At 76.6% G+C, this 13,048-nt stretch carries 13 protein-coding genes and 1 tRNA gene; 5 read left to right on the plus strand and 9 right to left on the minus strand.

Annotation, left to right across the window (positions count from 1 at the left end; all coding sequences use genetic code 11):
- Positions 1-13 precede the first annotated feature (13 nt).
- The 3 genes from ACWGJO_RS38790 to ACWGJO_RS38800 form a co-directional block, all read right to left on the minus strand.
- Positions 14-87, minus strand: a tRNA-Lys gene (locus ACWGJO_RS38790).
- 68 nt (positions 88-155) lie between these two features.
- Entirely contained in the window at positions 156-692 is a 537-nt protein-coding gene (locus ACWGJO_RS38795; protein ID WP_359909009.1) for a bifunctional DNA primase/polymerase, read from the minus strand.
- 206 nt (positions 693-898) lie between these two features.
- Entirely contained in the window at positions 899-1,252 is a 354-nt protein-coding gene (locus ACWGJO_RS38800) for a hypothetical protein (protein ID WP_074005111.1), read from the minus strand.
- Positions 1,253-1,487: 235 nt separating this feature from the next.
- Here ACWGJO_RS38800 and ACWGJO_RS38805 point away from each other — a divergent pair, with 235 nt between their 5' ends.
- Positions 1,488-1,808, plus strand: a complete 321-nt coding sequence (locus ACWGJO_RS38805) for a hypothetical protein (protein WP_452190331.1) — start codon at positions 1,488-1,490, stop codon at positions 1,806-1,808.
- 9 nt (positions 1,809-1,817) lie between these two features.
- On the opposite strand, the gene ACWGJO_RS38810 is transcribed toward ACWGJO_RS38805, so the two are convergent.
- From ACWGJO_RS38810 to ACWGJO_RS38820, 3 genes are all read right to left on the minus strand, one after another.
- Complete coding sequence (locus ACWGJO_RS38810; protein WP_452190338.1) at positions 1,818-3,170, minus strand: AAA family ATPase; 1,353 nt, start codon at positions 3,168-3,170, stop codon at positions 1,818-1,820.
- Between the two features lie 8 nt (positions 3,171-3,178).
- Positions 3,179-4,786 carry a hypothetical protein gene (locus ACWGJO_RS38815; protein WP_452190332.1) on the minus strand — a complete coding sequence of 536 codons (1,608 nt, stop codon included), beginning with the start codon at positions 4,784-4,786 and terminating at the stop codon, positions 3,179-3,181.
- A gap of 70 nt (positions 4,787-4,856) precedes the next feature.
- On the minus strand, positions 4,857-6,101 hold the full coding sequence (locus ACWGJO_RS38820) for a hypothetical protein (protein ID WP_452190333.1): 1,245 nt from the start codon (positions 6,099-6,101) through the stop codon (positions 4,857-4,859).
- Positions 6,102-6,376: 275 nt separating this feature from the next.
- On the opposite strand from ACWGJO_RS38820, the gene ACWGJO_RS38825 reads away from it, so the two are divergent.
- Complete coding sequence (locus ACWGJO_RS38825) at positions 6,377-7,033, plus strand: histidine phosphatase family protein (protein ID WP_387691835.1); 657 nt, start codon at positions 6,377-6,379, stop codon at positions 7,031-7,033.
- Between the two features lie 121 nt (positions 7,034-7,154).
- Here the strand turns inward: ACWGJO_RS38825 and ACWGJO_RS38830 are convergent, their stop codons facing one another.
- Positions 7,155-8,777: a tetratricopeptide repeat protein gene (locus tag ACWGJO_RS38830; protein ID WP_452190334.1), complete on the minus strand. Its 1,623-nt coding sequence runs from the start codon at positions 8,775-8,777 to the stop codon at positions 7,155-7,157.
- Positions 8,778-9,039: 262 nt separating this feature from the next.
- On the opposite strand from ACWGJO_RS38830, the gene ACWGJO_RS38835 reads away from it, so the two are divergent.
- The 3 genes from ACWGJO_RS38835 (at position 9,040) to ACWGJO_RS38845 (ending at position 11,156) form a co-directional block, all read left to right on the plus strand.
- A complete protein-coding gene (locus tag ACWGJO_RS38835) occupies positions 9,040-9,555 on the plus strand; it encodes a hypothetical protein (RefSeq protein ID WP_452190335.1) in 516 nt (171 codons plus the stop codon).
- Positions 9,556-9,660: 105 nt separating this feature from the next.
- Positions 9,661-10,566: a spermidine synthase gene (locus ACWGJO_RS38840; protein WP_359908982.1), complete on the plus strand. Its 906-nt coding sequence runs from the start codon at positions 9,661-9,663 to the stop codon at positions 10,564-10,566.
- Positions 10,567-10,697: 131 nt separating this feature from the next.
- Positions 10,698-11,156, plus strand: a complete 459-nt coding sequence (locus ACWGJO_RS38845) for a GNAT family N-acetyltransferase (protein ID WP_452190336.1) — start codon at positions 10,698-10,700, stop codon at positions 11,154-11,156.
- A 250-nt stretch (positions 11,157-11,406) separates the two neighbouring features.
- On the opposite strand, the gene ACWGJO_RS38850 is transcribed toward ACWGJO_RS38845, so the two are convergent.
- Positions 11,407-12,324, minus strand: coding sequence for a hypothetical protein (locus ACWGJO_RS38850; RefSeq protein WP_452190337.1), 918 nt, complete (start codon positions 12,322-12,324; stop codon positions 11,407-11,409).
- A gap of 110 nt (positions 12,325-12,434) precedes the next feature.
- Positions 12,435-12,881, minus strand: a complete 447-nt coding sequence (locus ACWGJO_RS38855) for a DUF4442 domain-containing protein (RefSeq protein WP_359908975.1) — start codon at positions 12,879-12,881, stop codon at positions 12,435-12,437.
- Positions 12,882-13,048 lie beyond the last annotated feature (167 nt).

The following is a 13,048-nucleotide window of genomic DNA, read 5'->3' on the forward strand; positions in this document are numbered from 1 at the left end:
TTCCGGCTGTCTGTGCGCCGCCAGGGACTCGAACCCCGGACCCGCTGATTAAGAGTCAGCTGCTCTAACCAACTGAGCTAGCGGCGCCTGCTGACAGAGAAGACTCTAGCAGCGCCGTGCGGCCGAGCCAAAATCGAATACCGGCCGCCCCGCGTTCACCCTCCGGTCACGACGGGCGCCCCGGCGGGAACCGGCTCGCGCGCCGCCCGTACGCAGGCCCAGAGCACCACCGCGGCGCCGGGCAGCCGGGGACTGCGCTGTTCGGGTGCGACGATCCACCGGCCGGCGCCCTGCCCGGGGGAGTCCGGGCTGTTCACCATCCGCTGCAGGGGCGGCACGGTCACCGCGTCGCCCCTGCCGTGGCACAGCAGCGGCGGCACGTCCCGGGCCCACTCCTCCCAGGCCAGCAGCCGGCGCAGCCGCGGTGCCGCGCCCGGCTGGACGAACAGCAGCATCCGCCCCCGGTGGACGGCCACCGGCCCGCAGCCCGGTCCGGAGGCCCACAGCTCGTCCAGCACCCGGCGGCCGAACAGCGCCGGCATGCTGATCACGTCGAAGGCGCGCCCGCAGGGCAGCACCGACGGCGCCCAGGGGCGGCTCTCCCACAGGGCGCGCATGCTGCGCGGGTACTCGCTGGCGGAGGCGAGCCAGGCCTCTCCGGCCGCGCCGACGTACTCCACCGACGGGTGCATCACCGACGGGTATGTCGCTGACGGGTACGTCACCGACTGCTGCGTCACCGACTGCTGTGTCCAGATCTCCACGGGGAGCAGCCTGCGCGGCGCCCGCCCGCGCCGGGACGGAAAGCGCGGTTCGCCGGACAGCGCGGCGGGGGACGGCGTACCCTTCCCCGCCGCGCATATGCCAGCGGCCCGTGTCCGGCGGACGGGCGCGGGGCTCAGTCCTCGTGCCGGCGCGGCTGGAGCAGGGTGCGGCCGTACTCGATCATCTTGGCGGCGTAGTCCGGGGTCCAGTCCGCCCGCCGGGCGACCTCGGCGTCGGACAGCGCGTCGAACCGGCGCGGGTCGGCGAGCTGCGCGGCGGCGACCGCCTGGAAGTCCGTGGCCCGCTCGGCGGCGGCCCGGAAGGCCAGGGCCAGTTCCGTGGAGCGGCGCAGCAGTTCCGCCGGGTCCTCGATCGACTCCAGGTCGAAGAATCGTTCCGGCTCGGGTTCGGCGGACTGCGGTTCGAACAGCAGCTGCACCGGACGCAGGCGCCTGGTGGGCTCGGACGACTCTGGGGAGTCGGGCATGGACGGACACCTCCGGGTCTCGGGTGGGGTGGAAGGAACCTGCTCCGGGCCGCGCCGCCCGGTCGTGGCCGCCGTCCATTGTCTCGCGGCGGTGGCCGGTAGCGGAACGGTGCGCACGCGAGCGCTATTCCCCGGCTCGCGCCGGGCGTGCGCCTCCCGCGCCGCGCTTCCGGATCGCGTGCGAACCGGTTGTCCCGGTGTACCCGGTCGTCCGACCGAGCTGGAGGGAACCCCCATGCGTCTGAGAAGAGGCCTCACGGCCCTCGCCCTGTCCGTCCTGCCCCTGCCGGGCGCGCTGCTCGCGGCCGCCGTCGCCCCGCCCGCCGCGGCCGCCGAGACGGCGCTGGTGGTCACCGGGGAGCCGAGCGGCGCGGACGGCGTCTCGACGGCGACCTGCCCGTCCGGCACCCACCTGACCGGCGGCGGCTACCGGCTCCAGCCGGACGCGGACGGCCCGGTGCGCGCCACCGGCCCCACCGCCGACGGGCGCGGGTGGAGCGTACAGACGGAGCGGGGCCCGGTGGTGGCGTTCGCGGTCTGCGAGACCGAGGACTGACACCGGCGGCTACCTCAGGTGGACCCGGTGGCCGTTCAGGTGGTGCAGCACCTGGTGGTTGGCCTCCCAGCCGTCCGGAAAGGTCACCGGCACGCCCAGCTGCACCGGCTCGGTCGCGGGGTGCTCGTCCAGCAGCTCGGCGATCCCGGCCCGGGCCACCACGATGCAGGCGTGCCGGTGCCGGGAGGCGAGTACGCAGAGCCGGCCGGTCTCCAGGTGGAAGGCGGTCGCGTCGGGGCGCCCGGAGAGCGGGTGCAGCACCACGGTGACGTCGTACTCGCGGCCCTGGAGGCGGTTGGCGGTGTCCACCGTGACGGCCGGACCGGCCGCGCCGTCCACCGGCACGCCCGCCTTGAGCAGCGCCGCGCGCACGGCCGCCGCCTGGTCCCGGTGGGCGGTGCCGACGGCGACCCGGTCCGCGGTGAGCGGGGTCTCGCCCTGCTCGGAGCGGGCGGTCAGCCCCCGCTCCAGCAGCCGGCGGACGGTGGCCGCGACGGCCGCCACGGCCTGCGGGTCGGTCCGTACGGTGTGCCGGGCGGGCAGCTCCAGCAGGGCCCAGCCGTGCTCGGCGGCCCGGTCGATCACCGCGTCCAGGGCCGAGCCGTCCGGGCGCACGGAGGCCGTCAGCCGGCGGTCGTCCGGGCCGGTGCCGGAACGGAACGGCGTGTACGGGTAGAAGGCCCGCGAGATCAGCGGCGCGGCGCTGGCGGGCAGTCGCCAGGAGACCGGCAGCCGGTGCGGCTCGATCTCCGGGTTGTGCGCCAGCATGGTGACCACCGCGCTGCCGGACGGGTCGTACGACAGCCCGGCCCACTGCTCGGTGCCGACCACGGTGAACGGGTCCAGCTGGCCCGGGTCGCCGACGAACAGCGCCCGCTCGAACAGCCGGGCCACCGCGAGCAGGGCGTCCGAGCGCATCTGGTACGCCTCGTCGACGATCGCGTGCCGCCACGGGGCCTCGGCCCGCACCCACTGCCACTTGGCCGAGGTGGAGATCACCACGTCGTGCTCGACCAGGTCGGCGACCTTGTCGGAGGGCGTCACGTTGGCGTGCTTCAGCACCTCCGGGCCGGGCCGGGAGTCCGCGGCGTGAAGGCGCCCGATCGTCAGCTCCGGCGCCTTCCCGGCCAGCCGGCCGACCAGGTCGTCCACCTGGCCGTTGGTCTGGGCGACGATCATCAGCCGCTCGCCGGCCTCGACCAGCTCGCGCGCGGCCCGCACCACGAGTGTCGACTTCCCGGCGCCGGGCGGGGAGTCCACCACCACGCCGCGCGGGGCGCCGGCCGGCGGCCGGACGGTGGCCGCCAGGATCCGGGCCACCGCGGCGTCGGCGGCCTCGCCCGGGGCCTGCTCGGGGGTCATCGGACGGCTCACTCCCACTCCTCGGAGACGGACGGGGCGGACGGGGCGGGTACGGGCGCGGCGCCGGGCGGGCCGCCGTGGGTCCAGGGGGTGTCGTCCGGCTCGGGCAGCGGCGCGGACTGGCGCACCGTCAGCTCGAACAGGGTGAAGGTGACCGACTCGCCGGGCTCGGGCAGGCTGCCCGGCTCCGGCTCCTTCCGGCGGCCCATGCCGGAGAGCACCCGCAGGGTGAGGGTGCCCCCGGCGGTGTCCACCGCGACGATCTCCGCCTTCTGCGCGGACGCGCCGTGCACGCGGTGCACCTCCCGGCCGAGGTCCGCGTGCGGACGGTCGGCGGTGCGCAGGGTGACCAGCGGGCGCGGCTTGGGGGAGCGGCCGGTGGTGTCCCAGTCCGGCACCACCTCCGTGACCACGCCGCTGAACGCCTCGCCGGCCAGCCGGTGCTCGGCCATCGCCAGCGGGTCGTCCAGCGCCTCCTGGACGTCGAGCCGGGCCTGCTCGCGCTCGCGCTGGGCGAGCTTGCGGGCCGCGGTGACGGCGTCGTCCTGCCGGGGCTGCGGCGGCTCGCCGGCCGCCAGCCGGTCCCGGTGTCCGGTGTAGGACCAGCGGTCGCCGGTCCAGCGCTCCTCCAGGTGACCGGCCGGCGGCAGGGCCCGCAGCAGGTCCAGGCCCTGCCAGACGTCCCGCCAGGTGGGCAGCAGGACGGTCGACAGCGCCTCCTCCAGCGCCGTCACCGCGGCCCGCACGGCCGCCCGGGCGCGTACGGCGGCGGCCTCGTCGCGCTGCTCGATGCTGTGCTGCAGGGCGCCCACCGCGGCGTCGTAGCGGGTGATCGCCGGGGCGAGCACGAACTCGTCGAAGCGGGGGTCGGTCGTCGGCCCGGCCGGCGGGTGCAGCAGCTGCCCCCGGTCGTCCCGGGCGGACTCGGCCAGCTCGGCCGCCTGCGCGCCGGTCAGACCGGCCGGCGGGTGGTGCCAGGCGAGCCGGGCCGCCAGGTGCTGGTCCTCCAGGTGGCTCTGGCCGGTCGCCCAGTGCCGGGCCAGCAGGCCGGTCATCGGCAGCAGCAGCGAGGACCCGGGCACCTGGGCGCGGTCGGTGAGGTGGGTCAGCCAGCGGCCGAGCAGCGGCACCCGGACCGGCGCCGGGTACGGGCCCGGCTCCGCGTCCTCGGCGGTGCGGCGGAAACGGGTCGAGCGGCCGATCAGGGCGAGGTGGTGCACGCCCGCGCCGTTCGGCACGATCAGCTGCGGGGCGTCCGCGCACAGCTCGCGGAACACCTGGGTCTTCTCGCCGCTCTCCGGGTCCTTCTCGGAGCCCTCGATCTGCTCGACGTCCTCGGCGAAGGACTCCAGGTAGGGCAGCAGGTCGGCGGCCAGCTCGGCCAGGAAGTCGAACCGCAGGGTGCGGTTGAGCGGCTGCGGCACCAGGTGCAGCCGCGGCGCGTCCCGGTCGGTGCCGAGCAGCACCGCGAGCGGCGCGCCGGACTCGCCGGCGGCGGTCAGCGGAACCAGCACCATCGGGCGGTCGGACAGGTGCCGGTGCCGGACGGTGGCCAGCGGCTCGGCCCGGCCGCTGCGGACGGCCTCCAGCCGGGCGAGGGTGGTGAGCAGACTCATGCGCCCGCCCCGCTTCGCCCGGCGGTGCTCCCGCGGCTCTCGGCCGGGGCCGCTCCCGCGTCGCGCCCGCTCATGCGACGGCCCCCGGGGCGCCGGCTCCGGTGGCCGTGGCTGCCGCGGCCGCCGCTTCCAGCGCCTCGGCGCGCAGTGCGGCCGCGTAGGCCAGGCGCTCGGCGGCGTCGTCCGCGCCGTCCAGGTCCTCGCTCTTGGTGCCGGCGGCGGCCAGCGCCCCGGACACCGTCCGGATGCTGCCCAGCTCGCCGCGCACGCCCCGGCCGAGCTGCTCGACCCGGTCGCCGCAGCGGGCCCGGGCACGGCAGTGGAAGCCGAGTTCGCAGGTGGAGAGGCAGTCCGGGCTGTACGCGGCGGGCACCGCCTCGACCGAGGCGGCCAGCTGCTCGGTGGTCCGGGCCGGCGCGCCGTCCTCGTCGGCGGCCAGGTCGAAGCCGGCGTCCGGCGGCAGTGCCTCCAGCAGCCGGCCGATGCCGGTCATCCGGCTCAGCTGGCGCCGGGTGGTGGCCAGTTCGCGGCGGACGTCCACGGCCACCGCGGTCGGCCGGTTGCCGAAGTCCTTCGGGCAGACCAGCAGCACGCTGGTGCGCGGGCTGCCCGCGAGCCGCTGCTCGGTGTACGGGTCCTCGGCGAGCGGCTGCCCGGCCGCCGCGGCGGCGGCCTGCTGGAGCGCCAGCACGTACACGGCGGCCTGCCGGGCGGCGGCGCCGACCTTGGCCGGGTCCGCGCTGCCGTCCAGCACCGGGAAGGACTTGATCTCGACCACGGTGCACCGCCCGCCGTGCACCACCAGGGCGTCCGGCTCCAGGTAGGCGGTGCTGCCGGCCACCGCCAGGCGCAGCATCGGGTGGTCGAGCAGCGTCCAGGCCTCCGGGTCGGCGGCGGCCGCGGCCAGTGCCTGGGCCGTCCGGTCGGCGCGTACGGCCGGGCCGGAGCGGTGCAGCAGGTCCGGTACCCGGAGCGGGGCCCGGTCGTCCGCCGGGAGGCCCAGGTGGTGGCGCAGCGGCTCCAGCAGCGGGGCGTAGCCGTCCGCCTTCAGCCGGGACTCGAAGATCACGCCGCGGGCGATGGCGAAGGGGGACTGGCCGAAGGGGGCGGGGCGGCCGAGCCGGGCCGCCAGCGCGGACTTGTCCACCCCGGCCGCGTCGAGCACGGCGCGGCGGTGGCAGCCCGGATTGGCGGCGAGCGCGGCGAGGGAGCGGGCGTTCAGACTGCGTTGCGGGGCCGGTCCGCGCAGCTCCGCGAGCCGCTGGGCGAGCGGCTCAGCGGGCCCGCCCGGCGGGACGTTCGTCGAGACGTTCATGGTGCGGCCCAGTGTCGCATCCGGGTCCGACAACGCGGTGCGGACCGGCCGTTGGACGACCGGGCGGCACAGCGGTCGACACGCCGGGCGGGCACCGGTCGGCACCCGGGGCGGCCGTGGTCGGGTCCCCGGCGGACCGCGCCGGCCGGCGTGCGGCCGCGCCCGCCGCCACGGGCCCCGCGATCGTGGCCGCCGTCCGGGTGGGGGATCATGGAGCCCGGTGCTCAATGGTGAGACCGACCGTTGCCACCGCCCTGCTGTCGCTAGGAGCCCCCATGCCCGCCCGCATCGTGCTGGTCCGCCACGGCGAGACCGAGTGGTCCGCCACCGGCCGCCACACCGGCCGCACCGACATCCCGCTGACCGAGGAGGGCCGCGCGATGGCCCGGGCCCTCGGCGCCCGTCTCGCCAAGGCCCCCTGGAACGGGCTGCCGGACGCGCTCGTCCGCACCAGTCCGCTCGGCCGGGCGAAGGAGACCTGCGAGCTGGCCGGTTTCGGCGACCGCGCCGTGGAGCGCCCGGAGCTGATGGAGTGGGACTACGGCGCGTACGAGGGCCGCACCGGCGCGGACATCCGGGCCACCGACCACCCCGGCTGGCTGATCTGGCGCGACGGGGTGCCCGGCGGCGAGAAGCTCTCCGACGTGGCCGCCCGGGTGGACGCGTTCCTGGCCGGCCTCAACGAGGAGCACGGCGTCCCGGAGCCGGACACCACCGTGATGCACTGCGCCGACCGGGACGTGGTCCTGTTCGCGCACGGCCACCTGCTGCGTATCCTGGCCGCCCGCTGGCTGGGGCTGCCGCCCGAGTACGCCCAGCGGTTCAAGCTCGGTACGGCCGCGCTCTGCGTGCTGTCCTGGGAGTACGGCGCGCCGGCGGTGGAGATCTGGAACGACCTGTCCCACCTGGACGGTCTGACCGCCGGGCACTGAGCCCGGGCGGGCGCCGACCGCGCCGGTTCCCGGTCCGCCGGGCGGACCGGGGCTTTCCCCGGGGGCCCGTGCGAGGCCTGCCCGGGCCCTGTACGGGTCCTGCCCAGGTCCTGTACGGGTCCTACGCGGCCGCCGCCCGGTCGTAATCGGTCAGGAACCGGCGCACCTCGGGCACCGCGACGTGTCGGCGCAGCCGTCCCGCGGTGTCCGCGAGCATGCTCCGGATCCGGGCCGAACCGACGGCGTCGAACAGCGCGACGGCGGCCGAGCCGTGGTGCGCCGCTCCCGCCAGGTCCCCGCGGCCGAGCCGGTCGTGGGCCAGCTCGGCGGTGTACAGCACCCGGTTGCGGAGGAAGTGCGGCTCCTGGAGCGTTATCGCCAGCACGGCCTGCTCGCTGGCGCGGTCCCAGTCGCCGAGCGCCGACCAGCACTGCGACTGGAGCCCGGCGATCTCGGCCTCGCCGAAGAAGGACATCCACTCCGGGTCCCGCTCACCGGGGCCCCGGTCGAACAGGGCGTACGCCCGGCCGAGGGCGCGCTCGCAGGAGGCGCGGTCCTGGAGCAGGGCCCAGGCACCGGCCTCGCGCATGGTCAGCAGGGCGAGCAGCCGCTCGGAGTCCAGCTCCCGGGCGGCGACCTGCCCGGCCTGGGCGGCGCGCAGCGCCTCGCGCGGGCGGCCGGCGTCCCGGGCGAGGAAGGCGCTGTTGCAGAAGACGTGCGCCTCCAGGCCGGAGTCCCCGGCCATCCGGGCGGTGGCGAGCGCCTCGGAGTAGAACGAGCGGGCGTCCGCGAGACGGTTCGAGTCATGGGCCAACCAGCCGACGGAGATGGCGAGTTCGCCCGCCCCGGCCTGGAGTCGGCGCTCCGTCTCGGCGCTGTACTCGCACTCGTTGAGCAACACGTAGGCGTTGCGCAGCGACCGCCCGGCGAGCTCGTACAGGGCGTCGGCGCCGTGCGCGTCGTCGGCCAGCCGGATCTCCCGGACGGCCTGTTCGACGCCGAACACCTCGGCGGCGCCGACCCGGCGAGACGGCGCCACCGGCCCGGGGCGGCCGGGCACCAGCGGTTCGCCGCCGAGCAGCGACGGTGCGGTGAACTCCGCACCGGGGAAGGCGCCTCGGTAGGTGAGCGCACCGGAGGCGCCGTCGGCACCGGCCTGCCGGCCGACGGCCGGTGCGGGTCGGTCGATGCCGATCACGGTGGCCAGCGCGGTGGTGCCGCCGGCCAGGAACGTACGGCGACGCACGTCGTCGTTCTCCTCGTCGAGATTGGGCGATCCATCGGGCCCCCGGGGCGCCGTCCCGGGACTCGGCCACGGGGGCCCGTCCGGAGCGGCTGGATCCGCGTACGGCGAGGCAGCGTACGGGAGTTGAGTGGAGATTGGTGAGCGCGGGGCGGGCGGGGGCGGGAACGTCGGGTGGAGCGGAGGCGGTTCGCTCCACCCGCCGGATCCGGCCACCGGGCGGCGGCGGACGGAGGTCCGGGGGGCGAAGCCGAGGTCGGTGAGCGTGCGGTCCGGCCACATGTGCCGGAACACCCGCTCGTAGGCGTAGTTGGGGCAGCGGATCTCACCGGATTCGACCCGTCCGACGTAGCGGGCGTCGCAGGACACGTGCTCGCCGATCTCGCGGGCGGCCCTGCGGACGGCCGTGGCGAACTCGCCGGGTGAACGGTCGCCGCGCAGCGCGCGCATCACGGGGTTGGGGGACGGTCGGTTCGGCTCGGCCGGTGGGGTGGCTGCCATGGCGCCGAGAGTACTCGGAGTCACCGGGCGGCCACATACGGTTGAAGGGGCATTCCATGTCAACACAGGGCAAAAGGTGCGATGTTGCTGGGTATCCGCCATGAAATGCCATGCCTTGCTGTAATGCGCCCCGTGGCCTGCGGTACGGGCCCCGCGTTGTCCTGGTACGCGGAAAAAGCCCATGCCGTCGCCCCGGCCCGTCCCAGCCCGGCGGCCCCGCCCAACGGCTGTGCTTCCGGACCGACGAGGTACAGGAGAGCCCATGATGGCCACCGGACTGCCGCAGTACCGACCCGTCCGCGGGGGAGTGCTCGCCGCCGCGGCTCCCGCCCTGCTCCCCGAACCCGCCGACGATCGGCACGCCGGCCGGGGACCGGTCGAGGGCGGCCGCACCCCCTGCGGCGGCCGCCGGCGCGAGCGCACGACCCCCGACGAGGGGACCTCCGTCACCGCCTGCGACACCGTGACCGTCGCCCTGCGGCACGGCCTGGAAGCCGTCGACATCCTGAGACTGCGCCGCGCCTGCGGAGCCGTCCTGCAGAGCCGCAACGGCAGCACCGTCTCCTTCCTCGTCCCGGCCGGCACCTGGGAGACCTGGCATCTGCCCGGCAGCTCCTGTACCGCGGGCGCGCTCGTGCCCGCCACCACCGACCCGCGCTGGGTGATCCCGCCCTCCGGCGCCGGCCGCACCGCACGCCCCACCGACGCCTGGGTGCTCCGCTCCGCCCTCTGCGAGGCCGCCTGCACGCTCACCGCAGGCGGCCTCGGCCCGTTCTAGCGGGCGTGCCGCGCGGATCCCGCCGGGCCCCCGAACCTCCGGCCGGGTCCCCGGGGCACGCCCCTGACCTGTGGGTGTTCCACCCCGACGGCGATAATGGCCGGTATGGGACGAAGCAGCAGAGCCGCGCGCGGCCCGGAACCGGCGGCCACCACCGGACCGGACGGACGCACCCACGCCCAGGGCCCGCTCAGCCGCCCCGTCGGCTCCGGCCTCGCCGAACTGCGCCCCGACCGCGACCGCCCCGCCGCCTGGTCGCTGCTGATCGACGGCGCCCCGCAGTCCCTGGTCGACCTCGCCGACCCCACCCACCTCGGCTTCGAGTACCAGCGCCGGCTCGGCCACCTGATCGACCTGGTCGCCCCGCCCGGCCGCCCGCTCACCGTCCTGCACCTCGGCGGCGGCGCCCTCACCCTGGCCCGCTACACCGCCGCGACCCGGCCGCGCTCCCGCCAGCAGGTCGCCGAGATCGACACCGCGCTCACCGAACTCGTCCGCGCCGAACTCCCCCTGGACCGCGGCTGGCAGATCAAGGTGCGCGGCGCGGACGCCCGCAGCGTGCTGGAGCGCACCCCCGAGGACAGCGTCGACCTGGTGATCACCGACGTCTTCTCCGGGGCCCGCACCCCCGCCCACTGCACCACCGTCGAGTTCACCACCCTCGCCGCCCGGGCCCTCGCCCCCGGCGGCTGGTACGCCGCCAACATCGCCGACGGCGGCGCCCTGCCCTTCGCCCGCTCCCAGGTCGCCACCCTCGGCGCGGTCTTCCCCGAGCTGTGCCTGATCGCCGACCCCGCCGTGCTGCGCGGCAAGCGCTTCGGCAACCTCGTCCTGGCCGCCGCCCACACCCCCCTCCCGGTCGCCGACCTCACCCGCCGCGCCGCCTCGGACTCCGCCCACGCCCGGGTCGAACACGGCCGCGCCCTCACCGACTTCGCCGCCGGAGCCGTTCCGGCGACGGACGCCACGGCGGCCCCGTCCCCGGAACCGCCGCCGGGGGTGTTCCGCTGACGGCCGCGGTCCGGCGCCTCCAGCGGTGAACCCCGGCAGCGTCGCGCCGCCCGCCGCAAAATCTGTTGGCGGACGACCGGATCGCGGCCGACAATGGCGCTGCCGTCCGGCCACCGACCCGAGGGGGCGCCATGGAGATCAGACCGGCCCGGCCGGACGAGGCCGCGCTGCTCACCGGCATCGCCCTGCGGTCCAAGGCGTACTGGGGCTACGACGAGGCGTTCATGGCCGCCTGCCGGGCGGAGCTGACCGTGGACGCCGGCGTGATCGAGCGGTCGGCCACGGTGGTGGCCGAGCACGGCGGGCGGGTGCTGGGGTTCGTCTCGCTCTCCGGCGCCCCGCCGACCGGGTCGCTGGACCAGCTGTTCGTCGAGCCGGAGTCGATCGGCCGAGGCGTCGGTCGCGCGCTGTTCGAGCAGGCCCGGGGCCTGGCCGTGGAGCTCGGCCTGCGCCGGCTCACCATCGACTCCGACCCGAACGCCGAGCCGTTCTACCTCGCGATGGGTGCCACCCGGATCGGCAGCGTCCCGTCCGGCTCGATCCCGGGGCGTGAACTCCCGTTGCTGGTCCTGGACCTGGCCGCGCAATAGGCGGGCTGCCGCTGCCGCTGCCGCCTGCCGCTGTCCCGGCCCGCGCCCGGCGGCGGGAGACGCCTCGGCAGCCCCGGGACGCGCGCAGCCCGACGCCGCGGCTCGACCGACCCGGGGCCGTCCGGTGCTGGGGCGGCACCGAGTCCAGGGCCTTCGCTCTTCGGCCGGGCGGCGCCCCGCCCGTGCCTCGCGACGCGCGTACCCCGGCGTCGGCCCGCCCGTTCTCCGGGCGGACGGCGGGAGTTCGAGTTCAGTGCCCGCGTGGCAGCCCGCGGTGCTTCCACATGGCCGCCCCGGTGAGCAGCAGCCCGGCGGCGATGGGGGCGAGGACGGCGGTCGCGGTGGCGGAGCCGTCATGGGAGGTGGCCGCCGTGGCGGTGTCGGCGATGGCCACCGTCGCGGGCGTCCGGCCGGGGCCGGCTCCGGCAGGGGCCGTGGAGTCCGCCGGCCGGTCGGGCTCGGGGGCGGGTCCTGCCCGGTCGACGGTCGTGGCCGTCGCCTCCTGGACCAGCGGGCCCTCCGCGGCCTGGCGCTGCCGGGGAACGGCGGGAAGGGTGCCGTCGGGTCGGCGGCGGGCGGCGGAGGACAGGCCGGCGGGTCCGCCCTCGCGGGAGGCGCGGGGGTCGTCGGGCCGGGCCTGGGCGGGGAGGGTGTCGAGGAGGCCGGAGGCGAGCGCGAAGGCGTCGGGGACGGCCGCCCGTTGGCCGGGCAGGGGAAGGCCGCCGGCCCGGATGCGTTCCTGGAGGGTGCCGCCGACCGCGCCGACCGTGCCGGTGGTCCCGTCGGTCGGGCCGTTGCCGGCCGGTTCCCCGGCGGCGCCGGGGGAGCGGTCCGGCGGGCCGCCCGCCGACGGTCTGCCCGTCGGGGGCCCGGACCCGACAGGACGTTCGGCTGACTGCCCGTCGAGGGCGGGTCCGTCGAGCACCGGCCGGTCGAGTGCCGGGGCGCAGTGCAGCGCGCGCCGGACGGCGGGCCGGGCCGGGTCCGGCGGTGGGTCGGCGGCGGCCGCGTACGCCCCGGGGGCGCCGACCCCCCAGAGCTGCGTGAGCAGGGCTCCCGCGGCGGCGACGACCCGGGGGCGGGGCAGCCACCGGGCGATCCCGCGGCGGGCACCGGCGCCGCCGCGAGGGGCGGGTTCCTGGGGCTTGGTCGCGTGATTGGCTCGCACGTGAATCGAGAACGAGCGGCCGGGTGGTGAGGTCACGCCCACCGTCACGGACGGTCATCGCGCGGGTGGCCCCGGGGCCGGCGCTCCCGGGGCCAACGACCGCGTGGTGGTCAGGAGTTGGGGCGCAGGGTCCAGGTGACCGTCATCACGCCGGTGACGGCGCCGTCGGCGCGGGTGATCTCGACGGTGACCGGGAACTCGGGGCGGCCGCCGGCGTCCAGCTCGGCGACGATCTCGGCGGCCGGGCGGCCGAGCACGGCGGTGGCGGTGACGTCGCCCATGGCGAGCTTCTTGTACGCGATCTCGGCGTTCACGGCGAGCGGCACGGCCCGGGACAGCTGGTCGCCGAAGGCGGCGAGCACGATGCAGCCACTGGCGGACTCGGCCAGCGTGAACATCGCGCCGGCGTGCGGGCCGCCGACGTGGTTGTGGTACGCGGGCTGGTCCGGCAGTCGGAGCACGGCCCGCTCCGGGGTGGTCTCCAGGTAGTCCAGGTTGAGGGTGTGCGCCATCGGCACGGTGTCGTCGAGCAGCTTGCCGATCGTGGGTGTGGTCATGGCGACGATGTTACTAGCCGGTAGCTTCCGGCGGCAGGGGGTCGGCCGGAAAGTCGACCCGGCGGGCACGTGTGAGGGAGCGCACATCCGGGCGGGGGGCGTGCAACTGAGGCCGTGAACAGCTGAGGGAACGCGAAAACGCCCGAGGGGCCGATCTCTTGAAGAGC

Source organism: Kitasatospora sp. NPDC054795 (genome assembly GCF_053611565.1).